Below are 17,126 nucleotides of genomic sequence, written 5' to 3'. Positions count from 1 at the left end.
CTCCTAAATCATTTCAGCCAGGGCCTTGCCGTAATTCTGGGCCGACTGGATCCCGCCCTCGACCCATCCTGCCTTGAGCATCAGCGGTCCTTCCGGGGTCATATTCATCTTATAAATATTTTCCATGGTGTCAAAAATTCTTCCGGCCGCTTCACCGCTCCACCCATAGGATCCAAAGGCACCGCCGGGCTTATCCTTTAATTGGGCCCGTTCTGCAATAAAGAGCAGCTGTTTTATTGAGGTGATCATTTCTCCGTGATAGGTGGGAGATCCAAAGGCATACCCCTCATACCCGTTTAAATCTTCTTCCGTTTTAATCTGGGAGACCCGTTTGACCAGGGCCTCGTGCCCTGACATTCGAATGCCTTCACCGATGAGATCTGCAATGTTTTTGGTTTCTTCGGTTCTTGTCCCGTAAACAATCAAAATTCGTCCCATGATTCCTCCTGATATTTCTTTTGTTGCCCACATTAATTGATAGGTTTGAAAAATGACATGGCCTATAAAAACCTTAAAATAAAATGCCCTTGTCCACTCCGGCAATATTTTTTGTTCCGGTCATAAACATGGCTTTTTTCAAGGTTTTGTGAATATGTTCCAGGTGAAGGGCAACCCCATAGGCACCGCCGCCAACGGCCGCACGGATGATGTCCCTGCCAAGGAGCACAACATCGGCACCCAGGGCAAGCATTTTAAGGACATCGTACCCGGTCCTGACCCCCCCGTCCACGGTCAAAATAAGATCCCGGCCCACCTGTTCACGGATCAGGGGCAAGACCTGTGCCGTTCCCGGGGTGGAGTCAAGCACCCTTCCTCCGTGATTGGAAACCCCCACAACCGAGACCCCTGCATCCTTGCACATCTGGGCTTCATCCGGCCGCATCACCCCTTTGGCAATAAAAGGCAAAGATGAAAACCGAACCAGCGCCTCAATATCCTTTGGGCTTTTTCTAAAAACCGGCTGGCCGTAACGGGCCATGATGGTGGAGCCTGCCCCGTCAAGGTCAACCCCCACAGCACGGCATCCCAAACCTTCCGCCCGTTCTATCAGCCCTTTGAGCACATCCTGGGACCGGGGTTTAAATATACTGATCCCGTATCCATCACAGAACGCCATGGCATCCAAGGCGGGATTGTCCTGGGGGGTGTAAAACCAGGTGTCCCCCCTCAAGGCGATGGTGCCGGCCTCTTTTGCCCCCATGAGAACCGCTTTACAAAAATCGGTCTCATCCAGGGCATCATTATATTTTTGCGCCCCGGCAGTGGATGCCGGCAGCACGGGAAATTTTAAATCCAACCCTAAAAACCGGGTTCGGGTATCCGGATCAAAATGATCCCCCACCACGGACATGTTGAATTGTACGGCTTCCAGGGCTGCAATGTTATTTCGAAAAGAAAGCCCCTTGCCCGCCCCGCCAAGGCCTATGGGCTTGCCATAGCTTTCCCGCTGACAAATCTTATCCATGGTGCCGTCACAGGAAGGATACACCGCACAAATGCCTTTCATCTTTTTACGGGCAAGATCCCTCACCGCTTCCAAACTGTCCGGCAAAGACTGCCGGTCAAAAATCATGCGGTGATCAGACTGACATTGGCTGCAGGTCTCGGGTTTTTCAGATGTATCATATTCTTTATGGCAGACAGAGCAATACCAGAGACTCATGAAGATTTCTCCTTTTATTTAGAATCAGGCCGATTGTAATCTTTTTTTATCCTAATATTTTAATACCCTGAATTCATCCTTAAACACAAGTCTGTAAATTTTCATTTTCCATATCCTGCGTTTCCTGTAAACCCGTTCAGGTTTCCCAAATATTATCCAGAAATATATTGCAAAAAACAGACCACCACTTTTGACCCAGTTTTATCTTGCCAAACCGGCATGAAACATGCAAAATGTTTAAATCGTGTGCATACGACCATCTTTTTTTTTATACCCTAAAAAGAGGGTCTACCATCCTTTATGGATACGGATTTACCGAATCAAAACCCTTAAGGAGATCATTCAATGGGCAATCAAAAGCCAAAACTATACGCCTTGAGTACCTGCAGCCACTGCAAATCAACAAAGAAACTGTTCAGCGACTGCGATGTGGAATATGATTACGTGGAAGTCGATGATCTGGAAGGTGAGGAAAGAAAAGCCATTCTGGCAGATATCAAAGAGTTGAATCCCAGATGTTCCTTCCCCACCATTAAAATAAATGAAACCGTGATTGTCGGATACAAAGAAAATGAAATCAGGGAGGCTCTGGGGATTGCAAATGAAAATTGAACAGCTCTATTCAGCATTGAAAAAATCACAGGAAGCCAAAGGCATTTTTTTTAACAAGGACAAGGACCTGGTCTTTGAACTTTTGGAATCGCTTTTGCTCAACAAAGAGAGATACGGATACATGGCATGTCCCTGCAGACTTGCCTGCGGCGACCGGGAACACGACAAGGACATTGTGTGTCCCTGCGTATACAGGGCGCCCGATCTTGAAGAATTCGGGGCCTGCTTTTGCGGACTCTATATTTCAACGGCCCTGAACAACAATGAAATAGAATCAAACTATGTTCCGGAAAGAAGACCCCCTGAAAAAATATTTTAATTTTTTAAGGAGACGGCCATGAATGACAATGAATGTATGAGTGTACTCAATACGGGATTACGGGGTGTGGATGTCGCAAGCTCGAAAATATGCGATGTTCAGGGCAAAGAAGGCAAGCTCATTTACAGGGGCTACCTCATTCAGGACCTGGCACAACGGGCAAGCTTTGAAGAGATCTGCTTTTTGCTGCTCTACGAACGGCTGCCCTCAAAAAAGGAACTGGATGATTTTTCAAAAAGCCTGGCAGATAAAAGACAAATCCCAGACAATATATTTGAGTTAATGTCCTCCCTTCCCCCTGGGACCAATCCCATGGATGTGCTTCAGATGGCAACCCCCATGCTCATCCAGAACGATCCCAATGCCGGACAAAAAGGAATGGAACACACCCTTTTCAGCGCGGAAAACCTCATCGCAGGCCTGGCGACCCTGACAGCTGCCTGGGAAAGAATCCGGAATAAAAAAGCGCCCGTTGCGCCGGACAAGAGCCTTTCCCATGCAGCCAACGTCCTCTATATGCTCAAGGGAGAAAAGCCCCATGCCGAAGCGGCCCGTTTTTTTGACACAGGTCTGGTGCTCCATGCAGAACACTCCTTTAACGCCTCCACCTTTACCGCCCGCCAGGTGGCATCAACCAAAGCCCATATTTATGCGGCCATTTCCGCGGCCATGGGCTCTCTGTCCGGAGCCCTTCACGGCGGGGCCAATGTCAGGGTGATGAAGATGCTCAAGGAGATCGGGTCTGAAGATAAAATTGAGGCCTATATCAACAATATCCTGGATTCAGGGGGCCTGATCATGGGGCTTGGCCATGCCGTTTACCAGACAGATGATCCCAGGGCCGTCATCCTGGCGCCCATGAGCAAAAGAATGGGCGAAATTTCAGGAGACACCACCTGGTATGAACTATCCCGGGCACTTGAAACCCGTGGCAAGGCAGCCTTTAAGGCACGTAAAAACAAAGATATTTACTGCAACGTGGATTTTTATTCTGCCTCTCTTTTCCACGCCATGGGCATTGCCACGGATTTGTTCACCCCCTTGTTTGCCCTGTCCAGGGTCAGCGGATGGACCGCCCATGTCATTGAAGAGCAATTTGCCATGGCAGCGCCCAAACCCTCTTTATACCGGCCGGGTGCCGCCTATGTCGGCGATTATTGCGGACCGGATGAGTGTGTATACAAGGAAATCGACAATCGGTAAAACTTCAAAATATCAATCAGTTAACCACAAGGATGGACCATGAAAAAATGGCAATGTTCGGTATGTAAATATATTCATGAAGGGGATACCCCGCCTGAAAAATGCCCGGTGTGCGGAGTACCTGCGAGCAAATTTGTTCTCTTGGAAGATAAAGAAACCCCACAAGAAGAGCCAAAGGCGTCTCAAAAACAAGAACCGGCCAAGTCAGAACCGGCCAAGATTGTTTCAGATCCCGAACCGGAAATCGAGCCTGAACCGATCCCACACACCCCCTATGAAAAACTCACCCACCTTATGGTCAAACACCACGCCCACCCAGTCTCGGTACACATGCCCAACGGGATCTTACCGGCAGCGGCGGCCCTGTTTGTCCTGGCATGGCTCTTTGATTACAACCTGTTTGTAAAGGCAGGATTCATCAACCTGGTCTTTGTGATTCTGGCCCTGCCCCTGGTCTTGTTTTCCGGAATTTTAGAATGGCAAAAAAAATATAACAGGGCATTGACCCCGATATTCAAAATTAAAATCCTGGCCGCCACGGTTACAACCACGACCTGTATCGTTTCCCTTGTCTGGTATCTTGTTGACCCGAATGTGACAGCGTCGCCCAAGGCCTGGGTGTTTATCCTGATCAACCTTATCATGCTTGGATCCGCCGGAGTTGCCGGCCATATTGGCGGAAAACTCGTATTTAAAGATTAGGCGAACGGTCGAATTAAAATCTTCCAAAATATGGCTTAAGATTTTTGATCGTATTCAAGGCGGGCGGCTGGGAGCGTATTAGAATATGTGCCCAGCCACCCAACAACAAAGATGATTAAAAAGACAAAACAGATGAGCGGTTTTATTCTGACCGGAAGTTTTGCAGGCAAGCACTTTCCAGCGTTACCCCTGGTCAGACCTGGACCACAAGTCCCACAGGACAATGGTCAGAGCCAAAAATATCATTATCGATAAAGGCCTCTTTAACCACCTTGTTGTCAATGAGATCCTGTGTGACAAAAAAATAATCAATCCGCCATCCGGCATTGTTTTTCCGGGCGGAAAACCTGTAAGACCACCACGAATATTTTACCGTTTCAGAATAAAAATGCCTAAAGGTATCCACATACCCCTGTTTGATCATTTGATCAAGCACATCCCGTTCTATCCTTAAAAACCCGGACCGCTTGGCATTGGGCTTGGGATTTTTTAGGTCAATCTCATTGTGGGCCGTATTAAAATCGCCGGTGATGATAAGGCTTTTGCCCTGATCCCTGAGTTCCTGGGCATAGCCCAGAAACCAATCGTAAAACCTAAGTTTATACTCAAGTCTTTCCTGACTCATCTGACCGTTGGGAAAATAAATATTAAAGAGGATAAACCGATCAAAATCCATCTGAATCACCCGGCCTTCCCCGTCAAATTCAGGCATGCCGAATTCGGTTTTTACAGCATTGGGAAGAATCTTTGAATAGGCAGCCACGCCCGAGTATCCCTTTTTAACACTTGAGTAGGCCCAATAATTTTCATAGGGCGGAAAATGGGTCATCGTCTCGGTGCGCTGGTCTTCTTGGAGTTTTGTCTCCTGAAGCATGAGAATATCGGGCGCCATGGCGTTTACAGATTCAAAAAAATCTTTTTTCAACACCGCGCGAAGCCCGTTGACATTCCACGACACGAGCCGAAGCTCTTTTGCATCACTCATAAACCCACCTGTTTTATTCATTGTATCCAAGGGCTGAAAATCAAAATCCCTTTCAAAAAATTAAAGGGGAATTGATTAAGACCAATTCCCCCTTTCAAACATCTTGCAACGCATGGGGACCGATCCCCGATCTTTATTTTTTTAACCGACCAGGGACCACCCCCTCATATTCCAGGTTATGAAATATTCGGGCTAACTGTCCTGGTCTGCCAGATAATCATCATACATGGTTTCAAGGGACAGCTTATGCTTTGACTCTTCTTGAACCAGGATCTGGAACACTTTTTTAGCATCTGCATTGTCGGTCTGATCCCCAAGGGAGGTGTAAAGTTTTACGGCCTTTTCTTCACGTTTCATGGCAATCTTGAGAATTTCAGGCATGGGCATGCCCTGTTCATATTGTTTTTCCACAAGATAATCACTGATCTTAAGATCAGTGACCTTTGTAAATTCATAGGCATCGATTTTGGCTTTGTTGCCGGAAATATCCAAAAGAAGGTCCACATGTTTCTGCTCTTCTTGTGAAAACCGCTCAAAGGTTTGTTTCAGGGAGTCACGGGTTGCCTCGGCTGCCAGCGAAGCATAAAAATCAACCGCCTCTTTTTCTCTGTCAATGGCAAAGCTCAGTATTTCATCAACTGATCCAAAATTCATTTTCGTCTACCTCCTATTGGTATGTTAATTTTATCTATCTGATACTCAGCTATATCATTACTAACCCCGATTACAATCTTAACTTCATTCACTCATGCATAAAAGCAAATTGTATACCAAATTTATTTGAAGATAAACACCCTAATTCCTAACTTCTGCTAATTTTTTATACCAAAGGCGAATATATACTGTCCAAAGCCTCTTTCACCGTCCTGTACCCAAATTTGAACCCTGATTTTTCAAGGGCAACCGGCAGGGCCTTCTGACTTTGAAGCAAAGAGGCGCCCAGCTCTCCTAAAAAAAATTTAACCATCATGGCCGGAGCCGGCATAAAGGCGGGGCGTTTCAAGGCGCTGCCCAGGGCATGTGCAAACGCCTTCTGCCTTGTAGCGACAGGCCCTGTAAAATTAAAAACGCCCTGGTGTTCTCCTGACAGCAAAAACAGAACCGCCTGGCACAGATCCTGGATATGAATCCATGGAAACCATTGACGTCCAGAGCCCAGAGGACCGCCCACAAAACATTTGAACGCTTTTCCCATCAGGTTCAGGGCACCGCCCCCTTGTCCCAGGACCACCCCAAACCGCATGACCAGGACCCTGGCTCCTTTTTGGGCAGCGCTTTGTGCACGGGCTTCCCAGTCCCGGCATACCATTGCCAGAAAATCTGTCCCGCACAAATCTGTCTCAGACAATGGGGTATCCCCCCTGTCTCCGTAATATCCTGCTGCAGATGCAGAAAAAAAGAGCCCTGACCAGGCATTGGGCAGCGCAGCCACAAGATTTTGGGTGGTTTTGACCCTGGAATCGTAGATGGCTTTTTTATATGCCCGGGTCCAGGGGTTGAATATATTTCTGCCCGCAAGGTTGATAATGACATCTGCCTCCTGGACCCTGTTCTGCCATGGCCCGGGCAACCCCGTGTCAGCCGATATCCAGGTGAATGCATCATAGATCTGTTCAAACGGATGGGCAGAGGAAGTCCCAAGCCCTATGACGGCATTGTTCTGGTCCAAGAGCACCTTGGCCAGATAACGACCCACAAAGCCCGAAGCCCCTGTAATCAGAATTGTTTTCATTGACAAGCCCTCCTGTATTAATTTTTAAAAGGATATCCCCACGATAAAAAAGCATCCCGTCTTAAAATTGCATTGTCAGGCCACACGGATTCAGATTTTTTAAGGCGGCCCATCCGGCCTAGGGAACTTGCTTGACACACCTTCCCCTGGTTCTGTGTCATCGGGGGTGTCTGGATTTGTCCAGTACATCCCTGACCATCTGCCCCAGCTCCGATTTCATGACAGGCTTCATTAGAAATCCGCCCACACCAATCCTTTGGGCATGGTCTTTATTAATTTTTTCACTAAATCCGGTACAAATAATTATGGGCATATCCGGTTTAATCGACAAGATTTTTTGGGTCAGCTGATCACCGGTCATCTTTGGCATTGTCATGTCTGAAATCACCAAGTCAAAAGCCTCTGGATCGGCTGTAAAGGTGTTTAATGCATCACAGCTGTCTGTTTTCATGGTTACCCGATACCCAAGCCTATACAGCATCTGCTGCTCAAGTTTTGCCACGGCCAGCTCATCATCCACCAGAAGAATGCTCTCTTTGCCTGTCGGTATCCCCATGGTTCGAGTTTCCTGAATGGCCTTAATTTTTGTCCCAATCAGGGGCAGATAAACGTTAAAGGTTGTCCCCTTGCCCAGTTCACTATAAACTTTAACCTCTCCTGAATGTTCTTTGATTATTCCATAGACAAGGGCAAGCCCAAGGCCTGTGCCCTTGCCCTGTTCTTTTGTTGTAAAATAGGGATCAAAAATCTTACTCATTATGCTTTGGGGCATACCAATGCCATTGTCAGATACCGACAACCTGATATATGGGCCTGATTTTAATTCGCTGTTGGACAAGTCGTTCTCTTGTAATATCACTTCTTTTAGCCCGATATCTATGATCCCATTTTGGCCTTCCACAGCATGGGCGGCGTTGGTGATAAGGTTCATGGTAATCTGGTGAATTTGAGTCGGATCTGCCATTACAAATCCACAATCGGGCTGAATACTTTTTTGAATCTCAATATTGCTTGGAATAGTTGACCAGCTGAGCGTTAAAACCTCTTTTAATATCTTTTGTATCTGCACTGAGGTCTTTTTATGTTCAGACTGCCTGCTGAAAACCAGAATCTGCTTGACAAGATCTCCGGCTCTTTTTGCCGCATTAAAAATTTCTTTGGCATTTTCATATTCAAGGCTTTCTTGGGGCAGGTCTTCAAGCAGAATTTCAGACATACCAAGGATAAGAACCAGCAGATTATTGAAATCATGGGCGATTCCACCGGCTAAATTTCCAATGGATTCCATCTTTTGAATTTTTGATAAATGCGCTTCAATCCGTTTTCGTTCTGAAATATCTTTGATAAATACAATGAAAAATTGTTCTTTAAACTGGTAACGAAAATTAATTTCCACATCGTACAGACGGCCGTCTTTTTTCCTGTGGACAGATTCAAAACGGTCAAACCCCTTTTTAACGCCGAACTGAATGTGCTTGTCCACTTCATCTGGCGCTTCACTATATTCAAGTTCCTGGATGTTCATTGCCAGCAATTCATCTTCTGAATACCCACTCATTTCAGAATAGGCCTGATTCACCTCTAAAAGTTTTCCCTCTAAATTCACTATCCAGAATCCGTCAATGGCGGTCAAAAGAATATTTCTATATTTTTGTTCGCTCTCTATGATTTTTTTTCTGCCAGTTTTCTTGCCGTAATATCCCGGGCAACGCCCAACACGCCTGTCATTTCACCGTCTGAATCATACATCGGCGTCTTGATGGTCTCCAACACTTCTTTATGACCGTCATCCGCATAAACAATTTCTTCTTCATTAAGGCTGGGTTTCCCGGCGGCCATGGCAATCTTGTCTTTTTCCCGGAAAAAATCTGCCTGTTTTTTTTCTACAAAATCGTAATCTGTTTCCCCGATAATCTCTTTTTCCCTTGCTCCCAAAAACCGCTCAAACCTCTTATTGCAGGCCGTGTAGACCCCATTGGGATCTTTGAGCCATACCAATTCGGGGATGGTATCCACGAGTATGCGCAAACGGTCTTTATTTACTTTTAAGGAGCGTTCTGCCCTTTTCCTTTCCCCCATTTCATGATTGATCTGTTCCAGCATAAAATTTATGGCTGAAACAACCATGGAAAGCTCATCATTTTTACCGCTTCCGGATTTGGTTGTTTTTAGTTCAAGGGGGGCCCCCATGGTTTCGATGGTCATATTTTCCGTATATCGGGCAATCTCATATAAATGCCGTCCGATCAGCATATAAAACAGATAAAAAATAAAGGCCGAAACCCAAAAAACCGTAACGGCCTGGATGACAAACAGGTGTAAAAACCGAACCCAATAGGGATCCCTGTAATCCGGCAGGGAAAAGTGGACCGTCAGCCATCCAAGACAAATCGTTTGATTGAGAAATGTATAGTCCAATGGGACTTCTCTTGAAACCTTATACTCCCCCTCTGGTTTACCTGCTGATAATTCGGGCTGATCCTCAAGGGCAAGCCTGATAAATCGGATATAGGGATTTTTGGCAAGCCCTTGAATTTGAAGTTCAAGCATTGAAATATTCGAAACCCAGCAAGCCTCCACAATCGGCTCAAGTGCAGTGTTTTCAAATTTTTGGATTTCCAGGTTCAGATTTTTGACCTCCTTTTTGCCCTCAAAAAAAAGATTTAAGGCGGTTGTCAAAAGAGAGATGAACAAGCTGAAAAAAAACAATTTAAAAAAAAACTGCCTTGCCAGCCTGCTTTTAGGGAGACTATACCCAGATTTAACCTGATTTTTCCTTTTCATGGAATATACGCTTCCAAAGAGTGACGCACGATTTCATCAAAGCTTCCATCTTCTTTCATTTGCCTGATGGCAGCGGCAACCTCGTGAACAAACACCTGATGCTTTTTGTTGAGATATAAAAACATTTGTCTTGATGCCAGAGGCGGCTCAACCGGGAAAACATGTTCAAAATTCATTTCGTGAATCACCCCATACCCTTCGTGGCGATTATATACGATCAGATCCACCCTTTCCTTGTCAAGATGGTTAAACAGCATTTGAGGCGTGTCGACTTTGACAACATGCCTTGCGATAACATTTTCCTCCAAAATTTTCCACCCGGTAATAATGGCCACGGAATAGGGTTTTAAACTCTCCCACTGACGGGGTAATGAAATCTTTTTATTTTTGGTAAAGGCGATAAAATCAAATGAGCATATGGTTTCAGGCACTTTGACAAGATTTGGATACAATTGATTCATGCCGTCTGTCCTTACCAAATCTCCGTCGATTATTCCTTTGTTGGCATTTAACAACGATCTTTCCGAAGGCAGCGGAATGATCTGGACCTCTTTTTTCAAACGGGAAAATGCGTTTTTAACAATCAAATCAAGCATCCCGGTCTGGTCCTTGGCCGAAAGGGGCAAAACAGAATCACTTCCGATTACAAATTGATCTTGTCCTGCCATAAGGGTTTGGGCCTGGGACAAAACAAATACCAGGATTAAAAACAGACTAAAATTAACCCTCATATGCCCCTTCCCCATGTTCGTGATTAAAGCGAAAACCCAACCGACTGCTAAATTAAATTATAAAAAGATACTAATTAAGATCTGATAAAAATGCAAATTGATATCCGTTTGTGTTTCGTATCGGTCTTAGCAGCCCTGACATCTGATGGCGTTTAAAACATACAAATTTTCAGTGCAAACTATTTTCTTGCATTCAGGCCAGGGTCGGGAAAATCGCCATTTTTTTTTATTCTCCGGTCTTGTGAAAAGGAAATTTAACAGGGCATAAAATTGACTGTTGCAATTTTTGACAGAGGATGTTTAATCTCCAGTGCTCTTGATTTTCAGCCCATGAGTTCAGAATATGACTGCATACCATATATTGGGGACGGTGATGAGAATAAAAGGCGACAGTTTATTAGTGAAAAAGAATTTATTTGTGCATGAAAGACGAATTTGATACGTTGAGGATTCTATAAGATTCGGGAATAGAATGTTGTTTGAATTTGAGATTCATAGTTGATGTGAACATTTCAAAACATGCGAGGTAATGACTTTATGAAGGACGGTTACGAAACGTATCGAAACAGATCCATAATAGCGTTGGTTGTAGGCATCACGCTAATTGTTTTTTTAGAGATAAATAATATAAAGATTGGCTCCGCTGAGGCTAGTTCAATGATTGGTGTTCTGATTTTTTTAGGGCCGTCTGCTATTTTGGGAACAATTGCAAAAAGGAAGAAAAAGGATGACGCTTGGGAATTATACGAAAGTGACGATTCAATTAATGAAGATCCTACCTTGAATAATGTTAAATGTTCCGATTGCCATAAAATGATAAATATTTATGTTACGAGTTGCAAACATTACGGTCGCAAATTCACACAGGACGAGAGAGTGATACGAGTTGAAGAGTATAAAAAAATTTATAATTAATGTATGATTCATATGTATTCTTTTTAGTTTTCAGCGTTCTATTCCCATTACTAATTTGATTTCAGTAAATTTCAAAGAAATAGAAGTCCCCACAACCTGGCTATCTAGGGAATGTTCAGAATTCTGTGTCACGGTTTCGGTTCCCGGATCTGCCTCAGCGCCAGCGGAAGTAAAAGTCAGGTCCGAGAATGGGCCTTCAATCAGCCACGTCGGAGGAGTTGACTTTTGCTGGAGTGGAGTTCCTGGAACCATCTTTTCCATCTGTAAATAAATCCCTATCAAATTCCCAGCTCTTTATCCAGCCGGCCTTCAAAGAAAATTGCCAACTGGGAAATTGTCAGTGACCAATTTTGAATCGGCATTGTCCATTTTTTACTGGCGTTCTGGATCCCCATGTAAAGCAGCTTTAACAGGCTGTCCTGGTTCGGGAATGATCCCTTTGTTTTGGTCAGTTTTCGAAACTGTCGATGCACAGCCTCAATGGTATTTGTGGTGTATATTATCCGTCGAATCTCTTCTGGATATTTAAAGAAATGACTGAGGCGTTCCCAGTTGTTCCGCCAGGATTTTATCACAATCGGGTATTTGTCATTCCATTTATTTTCCAAGATATCCAGTTCTTCTTCGGCCAGATCCTTATTGACCGCTTTATAAACACGTTTTAGATCTGCCATAAATTCCTTTTTATTTTTGGAACCAACGTATTTCAATGAATTTCGGATCTGGTGGACTACGCAGAGTTGAACTTCTGTGTCCGGGAATATGGTCTCAATGGCCTCGGGAAAACCTTTTAGACCATCAACACAGGCAATCAGGATATCTTTTACCCCTCGGTTTGAAAGGTCTGTTAACACCTGCAGCCAGAAGTTCGCACCCTCATTCTCGGATATGTACAGCCCAAGAACCTCTTTGCGGCCCTCGATATTCACCCCAAGAATTGTGTAAACGGCTTTGCTGCCGACCTTTCCGTTTTCTCGTACTTTATAATGTATGGCATCAAGCCATACGATTGGGTACACATTTTCCAACGGCCTGGCCTGCCATTCTTTGACGGTATGGATGATTTTATCGGTAATGGTGCTCAGAGTGGCATTTGAAATCTCAAGTCCATAGATTTCCTGTAAATGGGAAGCCATATCATTATAACTCATGCCCAGGCCGTAAAGGGCTATTATCTTTCTTTCAATTTCATCGCTGAGCGTTGTCTGATGTTTTTTGACGATCTGTGGAGAGAAGGTTCCGGCCCTGTCACGCGGGGTTTTTAGCTCAAATTTACCATCCAGGGATTTAATGGTCTTTTTGCTTTTTCCATTACGGCGGTTGGCAGAAACTTCCTGCCCGAGATGGGACTCCAACTCTCCTTCAAGAGCAGCTTCAGCAAGATTTTTGATTAATGATGTAAGGACGCCGCCCTTACCTGTGAAGGGTTTACCTTCCTGGATGCCTTTAAGGGCTTTTTGAAAATCAAATTCGGTGTTTTCTTCGGTCACGTCAGTTCTCCTTATTTAGCTGAGTATATCAGCTTTCATTCAACTGACACAGAATTTTGAACGCCCTCTTTTTATGTTTTTTGCAATCCTGGGGGTAATTGGGCAAATCAAAAAAAATGATTTCAATGGGCCGATTTAAACCTGTTTTTATCAAGTCCCAGTTTTTTCATCTTTCCGTATAATCCTCTGGGGTGAATTCCGGCAATTTTTGCGGCCTCGCCGACTTTTCCCCGGGTTTGATCAAGGATCATTTCAAGGTATCTTTTTTCAACATGGTTGAGCACCTGTTCTCTAACCTGGGCAAGGGTTTTGCCTTTCCAGGCGCTTATATCCAAATCATTGGTATTGAGCAATTCAGGCAGAGTGGAAATGTTTTCCTGGAAGGTGCGGGGAAGATTGGTAATGGAAATAAGGTCGGACCGGCATAAAAGGATAGCCCGCTCAATGACATTCATCAATTCTCTAATATTGCCGGGCCAGGGGTATTGGCAAAGGGCTTCCATGGTCTCTCGTGAGAACCCATTGATCTCACGGCCAATTTTTATATTGTACATATCTAAAAATTGATTGGCAAGGACAGGAATGTCTTGTTTACGTTTTCTCAAAGGGGGAATGGTCAGGGTAATCACACCCAGCCGATAATAAAGATCCTGACGAAAATTTCCCTTTTGGATCTCTTTTTCCAAATCCTTGTTGGTGGCGGCAATAACCCTGACATCTACCCATACGGGGGTTTCGCCCCCCACTGGGGTAAATTCAAGGTCCTGGAGAACCCGAAGCAGTTTGGACTGCATCTGAAGGGACATTTCACCGATTTCATCTAAAAAGATAGTGCCGCCGTGGGCAAGCTCAAACGCTCCCCTCCGGGAACGGACCGCACCGGTAAAGGCGCCTTGCTCATGGCCAAACAATTCGCTTTCCATGAGTTGTTCAGGTATGGCCGCCATATTGATGGGGATAAACGGGCCCGGAGATCTGTGACTTTCAGTGTGAATGGACTTGGACAAATGTTCTTTGCCCACCCCGGTTTCACCCAGAAGCAAAAGGCTGGAATCGCTGTTAACAACCTGATGGACCTCCTCAAGGAATCGCTGCATATCTTCAGAATTTGAGATAAAATCATTCAGCCTGGGTTTGATCCTGCCCCGCTGATCAAAACGGTCAACTAAATAAAATTGCCGTCTGGACTCCAGGGTGCTTTCAATGGCCTCCATGAGGCTGTCCAGGGAAATCCCGGTATACAAGACAACATCAGCCCCGGACCCCAAAAGATTTGCATGTTTCTCCGAGGACTCACGGTCATCAAGGATAATGGTGGTGGGTTTTTCAGGCAGGGTGTTGAGCAGGGTCACGCTGGATTCAATGGGCCGGGGAATCAGGGATTTACTCACCACAAAAACATCCCCGCAGCTGCGGACCAGTTCCTGCCACTGGGTTTTATTTTTGCCGAACATTTTTAATTGCACATCAAAATCGGATAATCTTTTTTCAAGATCTTTTTGAAGATTTTTTCCTTTGACAGCGCAGACGACTCTGATGAGCATATTGACCTTCCTATAATCAGTAAAATTTTACCATGTTACCCCTTTGAGTTGAATTATCATACCTGAAAACCGGGCAAAATCCAAGAAAACAAAAAATTCCCCGTTGATAAAAGGTTCTAAACCGCCGATTTTAATTCTTACACCTTAAATTTAGGCTAAATCATACCGATTATGCCCAAACCGGACAAATATTACTTAAAAAATCACCTTCACGCAACAACAACCCTTTAAATAACCATTTGTTTTAACAGGATATATTTCTTTTTTTAAAAAAATATTATCGGTGGCATGACAAATGCTAAAGGAAAAGAAAAAACAACATTTGGAAATCATCTAATGGCAGATATATTAAAACCTTTTTTGGCACTGTATACAGCAACCTTACTCCTGGCAATGGGATTGGGTTTACTGGCAACATTCTTGAGCGTTAAATTAACCCTGGGCGGAGTTTCACTCCAAACAACAGGGATAATTTTAACGGCTTTTTTCCTCGGGTCAGCTGTGGGATCCCTTTATTGCAGCCGTCTGATCAAAGGCATTGGCCACATTCGATCTTTTAGTGCCTTTGCCGCCCTTGCCACTGCCACGGTCATGCTCCACGCCTGCACGGTATCCGCCCTGGCATGGGTGGTCTTGCGGTTTATTACAGGAGTCGCCACCATTGGATTGCTCATGGTCATTGAAAGCTGGCTAAATGAAAACGCTCACCCCCGGACACGGGGACGGGTGTTTTCTATGTACATGGTCATATTCTATATGGGCAGCGGGGCAGGCCAGCAGCTGATTAATCTGGGCAATGTGGGGGATCAAACCTTGTTTTTTGTTGTGGGTCTGTTGCTGGTATCTTGTATTGTACCCGTTGCAATGACCCGCCCCCCCCCCCATCCTGTTTTACCGGAAGTGTTGCCTGTGGGACTCAAAACCATTATGAAGCGGGCGCCTTTGGGGATAATCGGATGCCTGTTTGCAGGTCTGGCAACCAGCGTTTTTTTTACCATGGGGCCTGTCTTTTGCACCCAACTGGGGTTCAGTGTTTCCCAATTATCCGGTTTTATGACGGTGACATTATTGGGCGGACTTGTATTTCAGTGGCCTGTGGGCACAATTTCAGATCGATATGACCGATCCCTTGTAATTCCGGTGTTAGCAGGATTATTTGCCGTGATCAGCTGCTTGATGATTGTGGCGGTCCAGAGTTCGTTTGGCCTATTTATGGCCGCATCCCTTGCTTTTGGCGGGCTTATGTTCAGCATCTATCCTGTGGCTGTGGCAAGATCCCATGATATGTTTGAGCCCAAGGATGTTGTAAATGTGAGCTCCGCACTTTTATTGTTTTTTGGTATAGGCTCTGTGATCGGTCCTGTGATCTCATCTTCATGCATGGCAGTGTCGGGCAGCCCCCATGGCTTTTTTGTTTATTTTTCAGCAGCCAGCCTCATTTTTGCAGTTGTTTCCTTTGGCTTGAGGCAAAGGGAAATTGCCCAGATCATCCCGGTGGAAACGCAGGTGGATTTTATGATTTTAAATCACACCTCGCAAATTGCGTTGCAAACAAATTCATGTTTGGAAAATGATAAGACTGAATCCGAATCCATAAAGGATACCCTGTATTCCCAAAACCATGTCTGAAAAAACATGCCGGAGTTGAACTGTTTGCCCCCTATCAACACGGCAATTATCTTAAGGCTGGATTTGGATTTTCCAAATGATCTTCCTGATCCCAGAATTATGCCGGGACCCAACAGGATATCATTTTTTCAGACTGCCGATATAGGTTTTTCCGGTCTGAATATAATAGGTATCCTCTGCAATATTGGTAATATGGTCCCCAATACGCTCCAGGCAGCGGCCCATGAAGATTAAACAGGTGCAGGCGTCCACCAGGCAGGAATCCGTTTGCATCCTTGCCCTTAGATCCGTCATCAAACGGGCAAATTTACGGTCCACCTGGTCATCCCGGTGCCAGATCTCAATGGCAAAAGCCAGATCTCGGTCCAGAAAGGATTGAACCGCATCATTGATCATTTTCCGACAGATCCCTCCCATCGCCTGGATAAGGTCAACAGGCGGTTTTACCACTGGATCACAATTTTCCAGTTCGATCACCCTTTGGGCAATATTGGCAGCATAGTCGCCGATACGCTCAAGTTCGGATCCCGTGCGCATGGTTGCCAGAAGGTATCTTAAATCCACAGCCAAAGGGGTTCTTTTGGCCAGCAGCCTTACCCCGTTTTCTTCCACACGCCGGTACAGGTCATTGAGGTTTTCATCTTCTTTGATCACCTGGCCAGCCAGGCCTGCATCCCTGGTTTCAAGGGATTCAAGCGCCTTTGACAACTGCCGGTCACAACAGGCTCCCATGGCAGATATCTGGCGGTTCAATACGTCTATTTCATCGTCATAGGATTTTACAATATGCGCGTCCATTGGATCTCCCTGCCCGGTG

At 45.2% G+C, this 17,126-nt stretch carries 16 protein-coding genes; 5 read left to right on the top strand and 11 right to left on the bottom strand.

What is annotated here, in order from left to right; genetic code table 11:
• Positions 1-3 precede the first annotated feature (3 nt).
• Together HUN05_12395 and HUN05_12390 are read right to left on the bottom strand one after the other, a co-directional pair.
• Positions 4-438 (bottom strand): FprA family A-type flavoprotein, encoded by a 435-nt coding sequence (locus HUN05_12395; GenBank protein ID WDP85833.1) that lies wholly within the window; start codon positions 436-438, stop codon positions 4-6.
• A gap of 73 nt (positions 439-511) precedes the next feature.
• Complete coding sequence (locus HUN05_12390) at positions 512-1,663, bottom strand: alpha-hydroxy-acid oxidizing protein (protein ID WDP85832.1); 1,152 nt, start codon at positions 1,661-1,663, stop codon at positions 512-514.
• Positions 1,664-2,008: 345 nt separating this feature from the next.
• Between HUN05_12390 and HUN05_12385 the strand changes: the two genes are divergently transcribed.
• Genes HUN05_12385 through HUN05_12370 form a run of 4 tightly spaced genes read left to right on the top strand, consistent with a single transcriptional unit; the run spans position 2,009 to position 4,499 of the window.
• Entirely contained in the window at positions 2,009-2,275 is a 267-nt protein-coding gene (locus HUN05_12385) for a glutaredoxin family protein (GenBank protein ID WDP85831.1), read from the top strand.
• Entirely contained in the window at positions 2,265-2,594 is a 330-nt protein-coding gene (locus HUN05_12380; protein ID WDP85830.1) for a ferredoxin:thioredoxin reductase, read from the top strand. The genes HUN05_12385 and HUN05_12380 overlap by 11 nt, the downstream gene beginning before the upstream one ends.
• A gap of 36 nt (positions 2,595-2,630) precedes the next feature.
• Positions 2,631-3,797 carry a citrate (Si)-synthase gene (locus tag HUN05_12375; protein WDP88045.1) on the top strand — a complete coding sequence of 389 codons (1,167 nt, stop codon included), beginning with the start codon at positions 2,631-2,633 and terminating at the stop codon, positions 3,795-3,797.
• A 39-nt stretch (positions 3,798-3,836) separates the two neighbouring features.
• Complete coding sequence (locus HUN05_12370; GenBank protein ID WDP85829.1) at positions 3,837-4,499, top strand: rubredoxin; 663 nt, start codon at positions 3,837-3,839, stop codon at positions 4,497-4,499.
• A gap of 193 nt (positions 4,500-4,692) precedes the next feature.
• On the opposite strand, the gene xth is transcribed toward HUN05_12370, so the two are convergent.
• The 8 genes from xth to HUN05_12330 form a co-directional block, all read right to left on the bottom strand.
• Complete coding sequence (gene xth / locus HUN05_12365) at positions 4,693-5,484, bottom strand: exodeoxyribonuclease III (GenBank protein ID WDP85828.1); 792 nt, start codon at positions 5,482-5,484, stop codon at positions 4,693-4,695.
• Between the two features lie 192 nt (positions 5,485-5,676).
• The gene (locus tag HUN05_12360) at positions 5,677-6,138 is read right to left on the bottom strand and encodes a ferritin family protein (GenBank protein ID WDP85827.1); all 462 of its coding nucleotides are present in this window, start codon (positions 6,136-6,138) and stop codon (positions 5,677-5,679) included.
• A 166-nt stretch (positions 6,139-6,304) separates the two neighbouring features.
• A complete protein-coding gene (locus HUN05_12355; GenBank protein ID WDP85826.1) occupies positions 6,305-7,216 on the bottom strand; it encodes a TIGR01777 family protein in 912 nt (303 codons plus the stop codon).
• Between the two features lie 157 nt (positions 7,217-7,373).
• The gene (locus HUN05_12350) at positions 7,374-8,849 is read right to left on the bottom strand and encodes a response regulator (GenBank protein ID WDP85825.1); all 1,476 of its coding nucleotides are present in this window, start codon (positions 8,847-8,849) and stop codon (positions 7,374-7,376) included.
• 29 nt (positions 8,850-8,878) lie between these two features.
• Positions 8,879-10,000: a PAS domain-containing protein gene (locus tag HUN05_12345; GenBank protein ID WDP85824.1), complete on the bottom strand. Its 1,122-nt coding sequence runs from the start codon at positions 9,998-10,000 to the stop codon at positions 8,879-8,881.
• Positions 9,997-10,731 (bottom strand): transporter substrate-binding domain-containing protein, encoded by a 735-nt coding sequence (locus tag HUN05_12340; protein ID WDP85823.1) that lies wholly within the window; start codon positions 10,729-10,731, stop codon positions 9,997-9,999. The genes HUN05_12345 and HUN05_12340 overlap by 4 nt, the downstream gene beginning before the upstream one ends.
• Positions 10,732-11,924: 1,193 nt before the next feature.
• Positions 11,925-13,136 (bottom strand): IS256 family transposase, encoded by a 1,212-nt coding sequence (locus tag HUN05_12335; protein WDP85822.1) that lies wholly within the window; start codon positions 13,134-13,136, stop codon positions 11,925-11,927.
• A 122-nt stretch (positions 13,137-13,258) separates the two neighbouring features.
• Entirely contained in the window at positions 13,259-14,680 is a 1,422-nt protein-coding gene (locus tag HUN05_12330; protein WDP85821.1) for a sigma-54-dependent Fis family transcriptional regulator, read from the bottom strand.
• Positions 14,681-15,016: 336 nt separating this feature from the next.
• On the opposite strand from HUN05_12330, the gene HUN05_12325 reads away from it, so the two are divergent.
• A complete protein-coding gene (locus HUN05_12325) occupies positions 15,017-16,309 on the top strand; it encodes an MFS transporter (GenBank protein WDP85820.1) in 1,293 nt (430 codons plus the stop codon).
• A gap of 120 nt (positions 16,310-16,429) precedes the next feature.
• Here the strand turns inward: HUN05_12325 and phoU are convergent, their stop codons facing one another.
• On the bottom strand, positions 16,430-17,107 hold the full coding sequence (gene phoU / locus HUN05_12320) for a phosphate signaling complex protein PhoU (protein ID WDP85819.1): 678 nt from the start codon (positions 17,105-17,107) through the stop codon (positions 16,430-16,432).
• Positions 17,108-17,126: the final 19 nt, after the last annotated feature.

This window comes from Desulfobacter sp. (genome assembly GCA_028768545.1).
In the GTDB taxonomy this organism is placed as follows: Bacteria; Desulfobacterota; Desulfobacteria; order Desulfobacterales; family Desulfobacteraceae; genus Desulfobacter.
The sequence above is the reverse complement of the archived record's forward strand: the minus strand, read 5'-3'. Positions and strand labels throughout refer to the sequence as shown.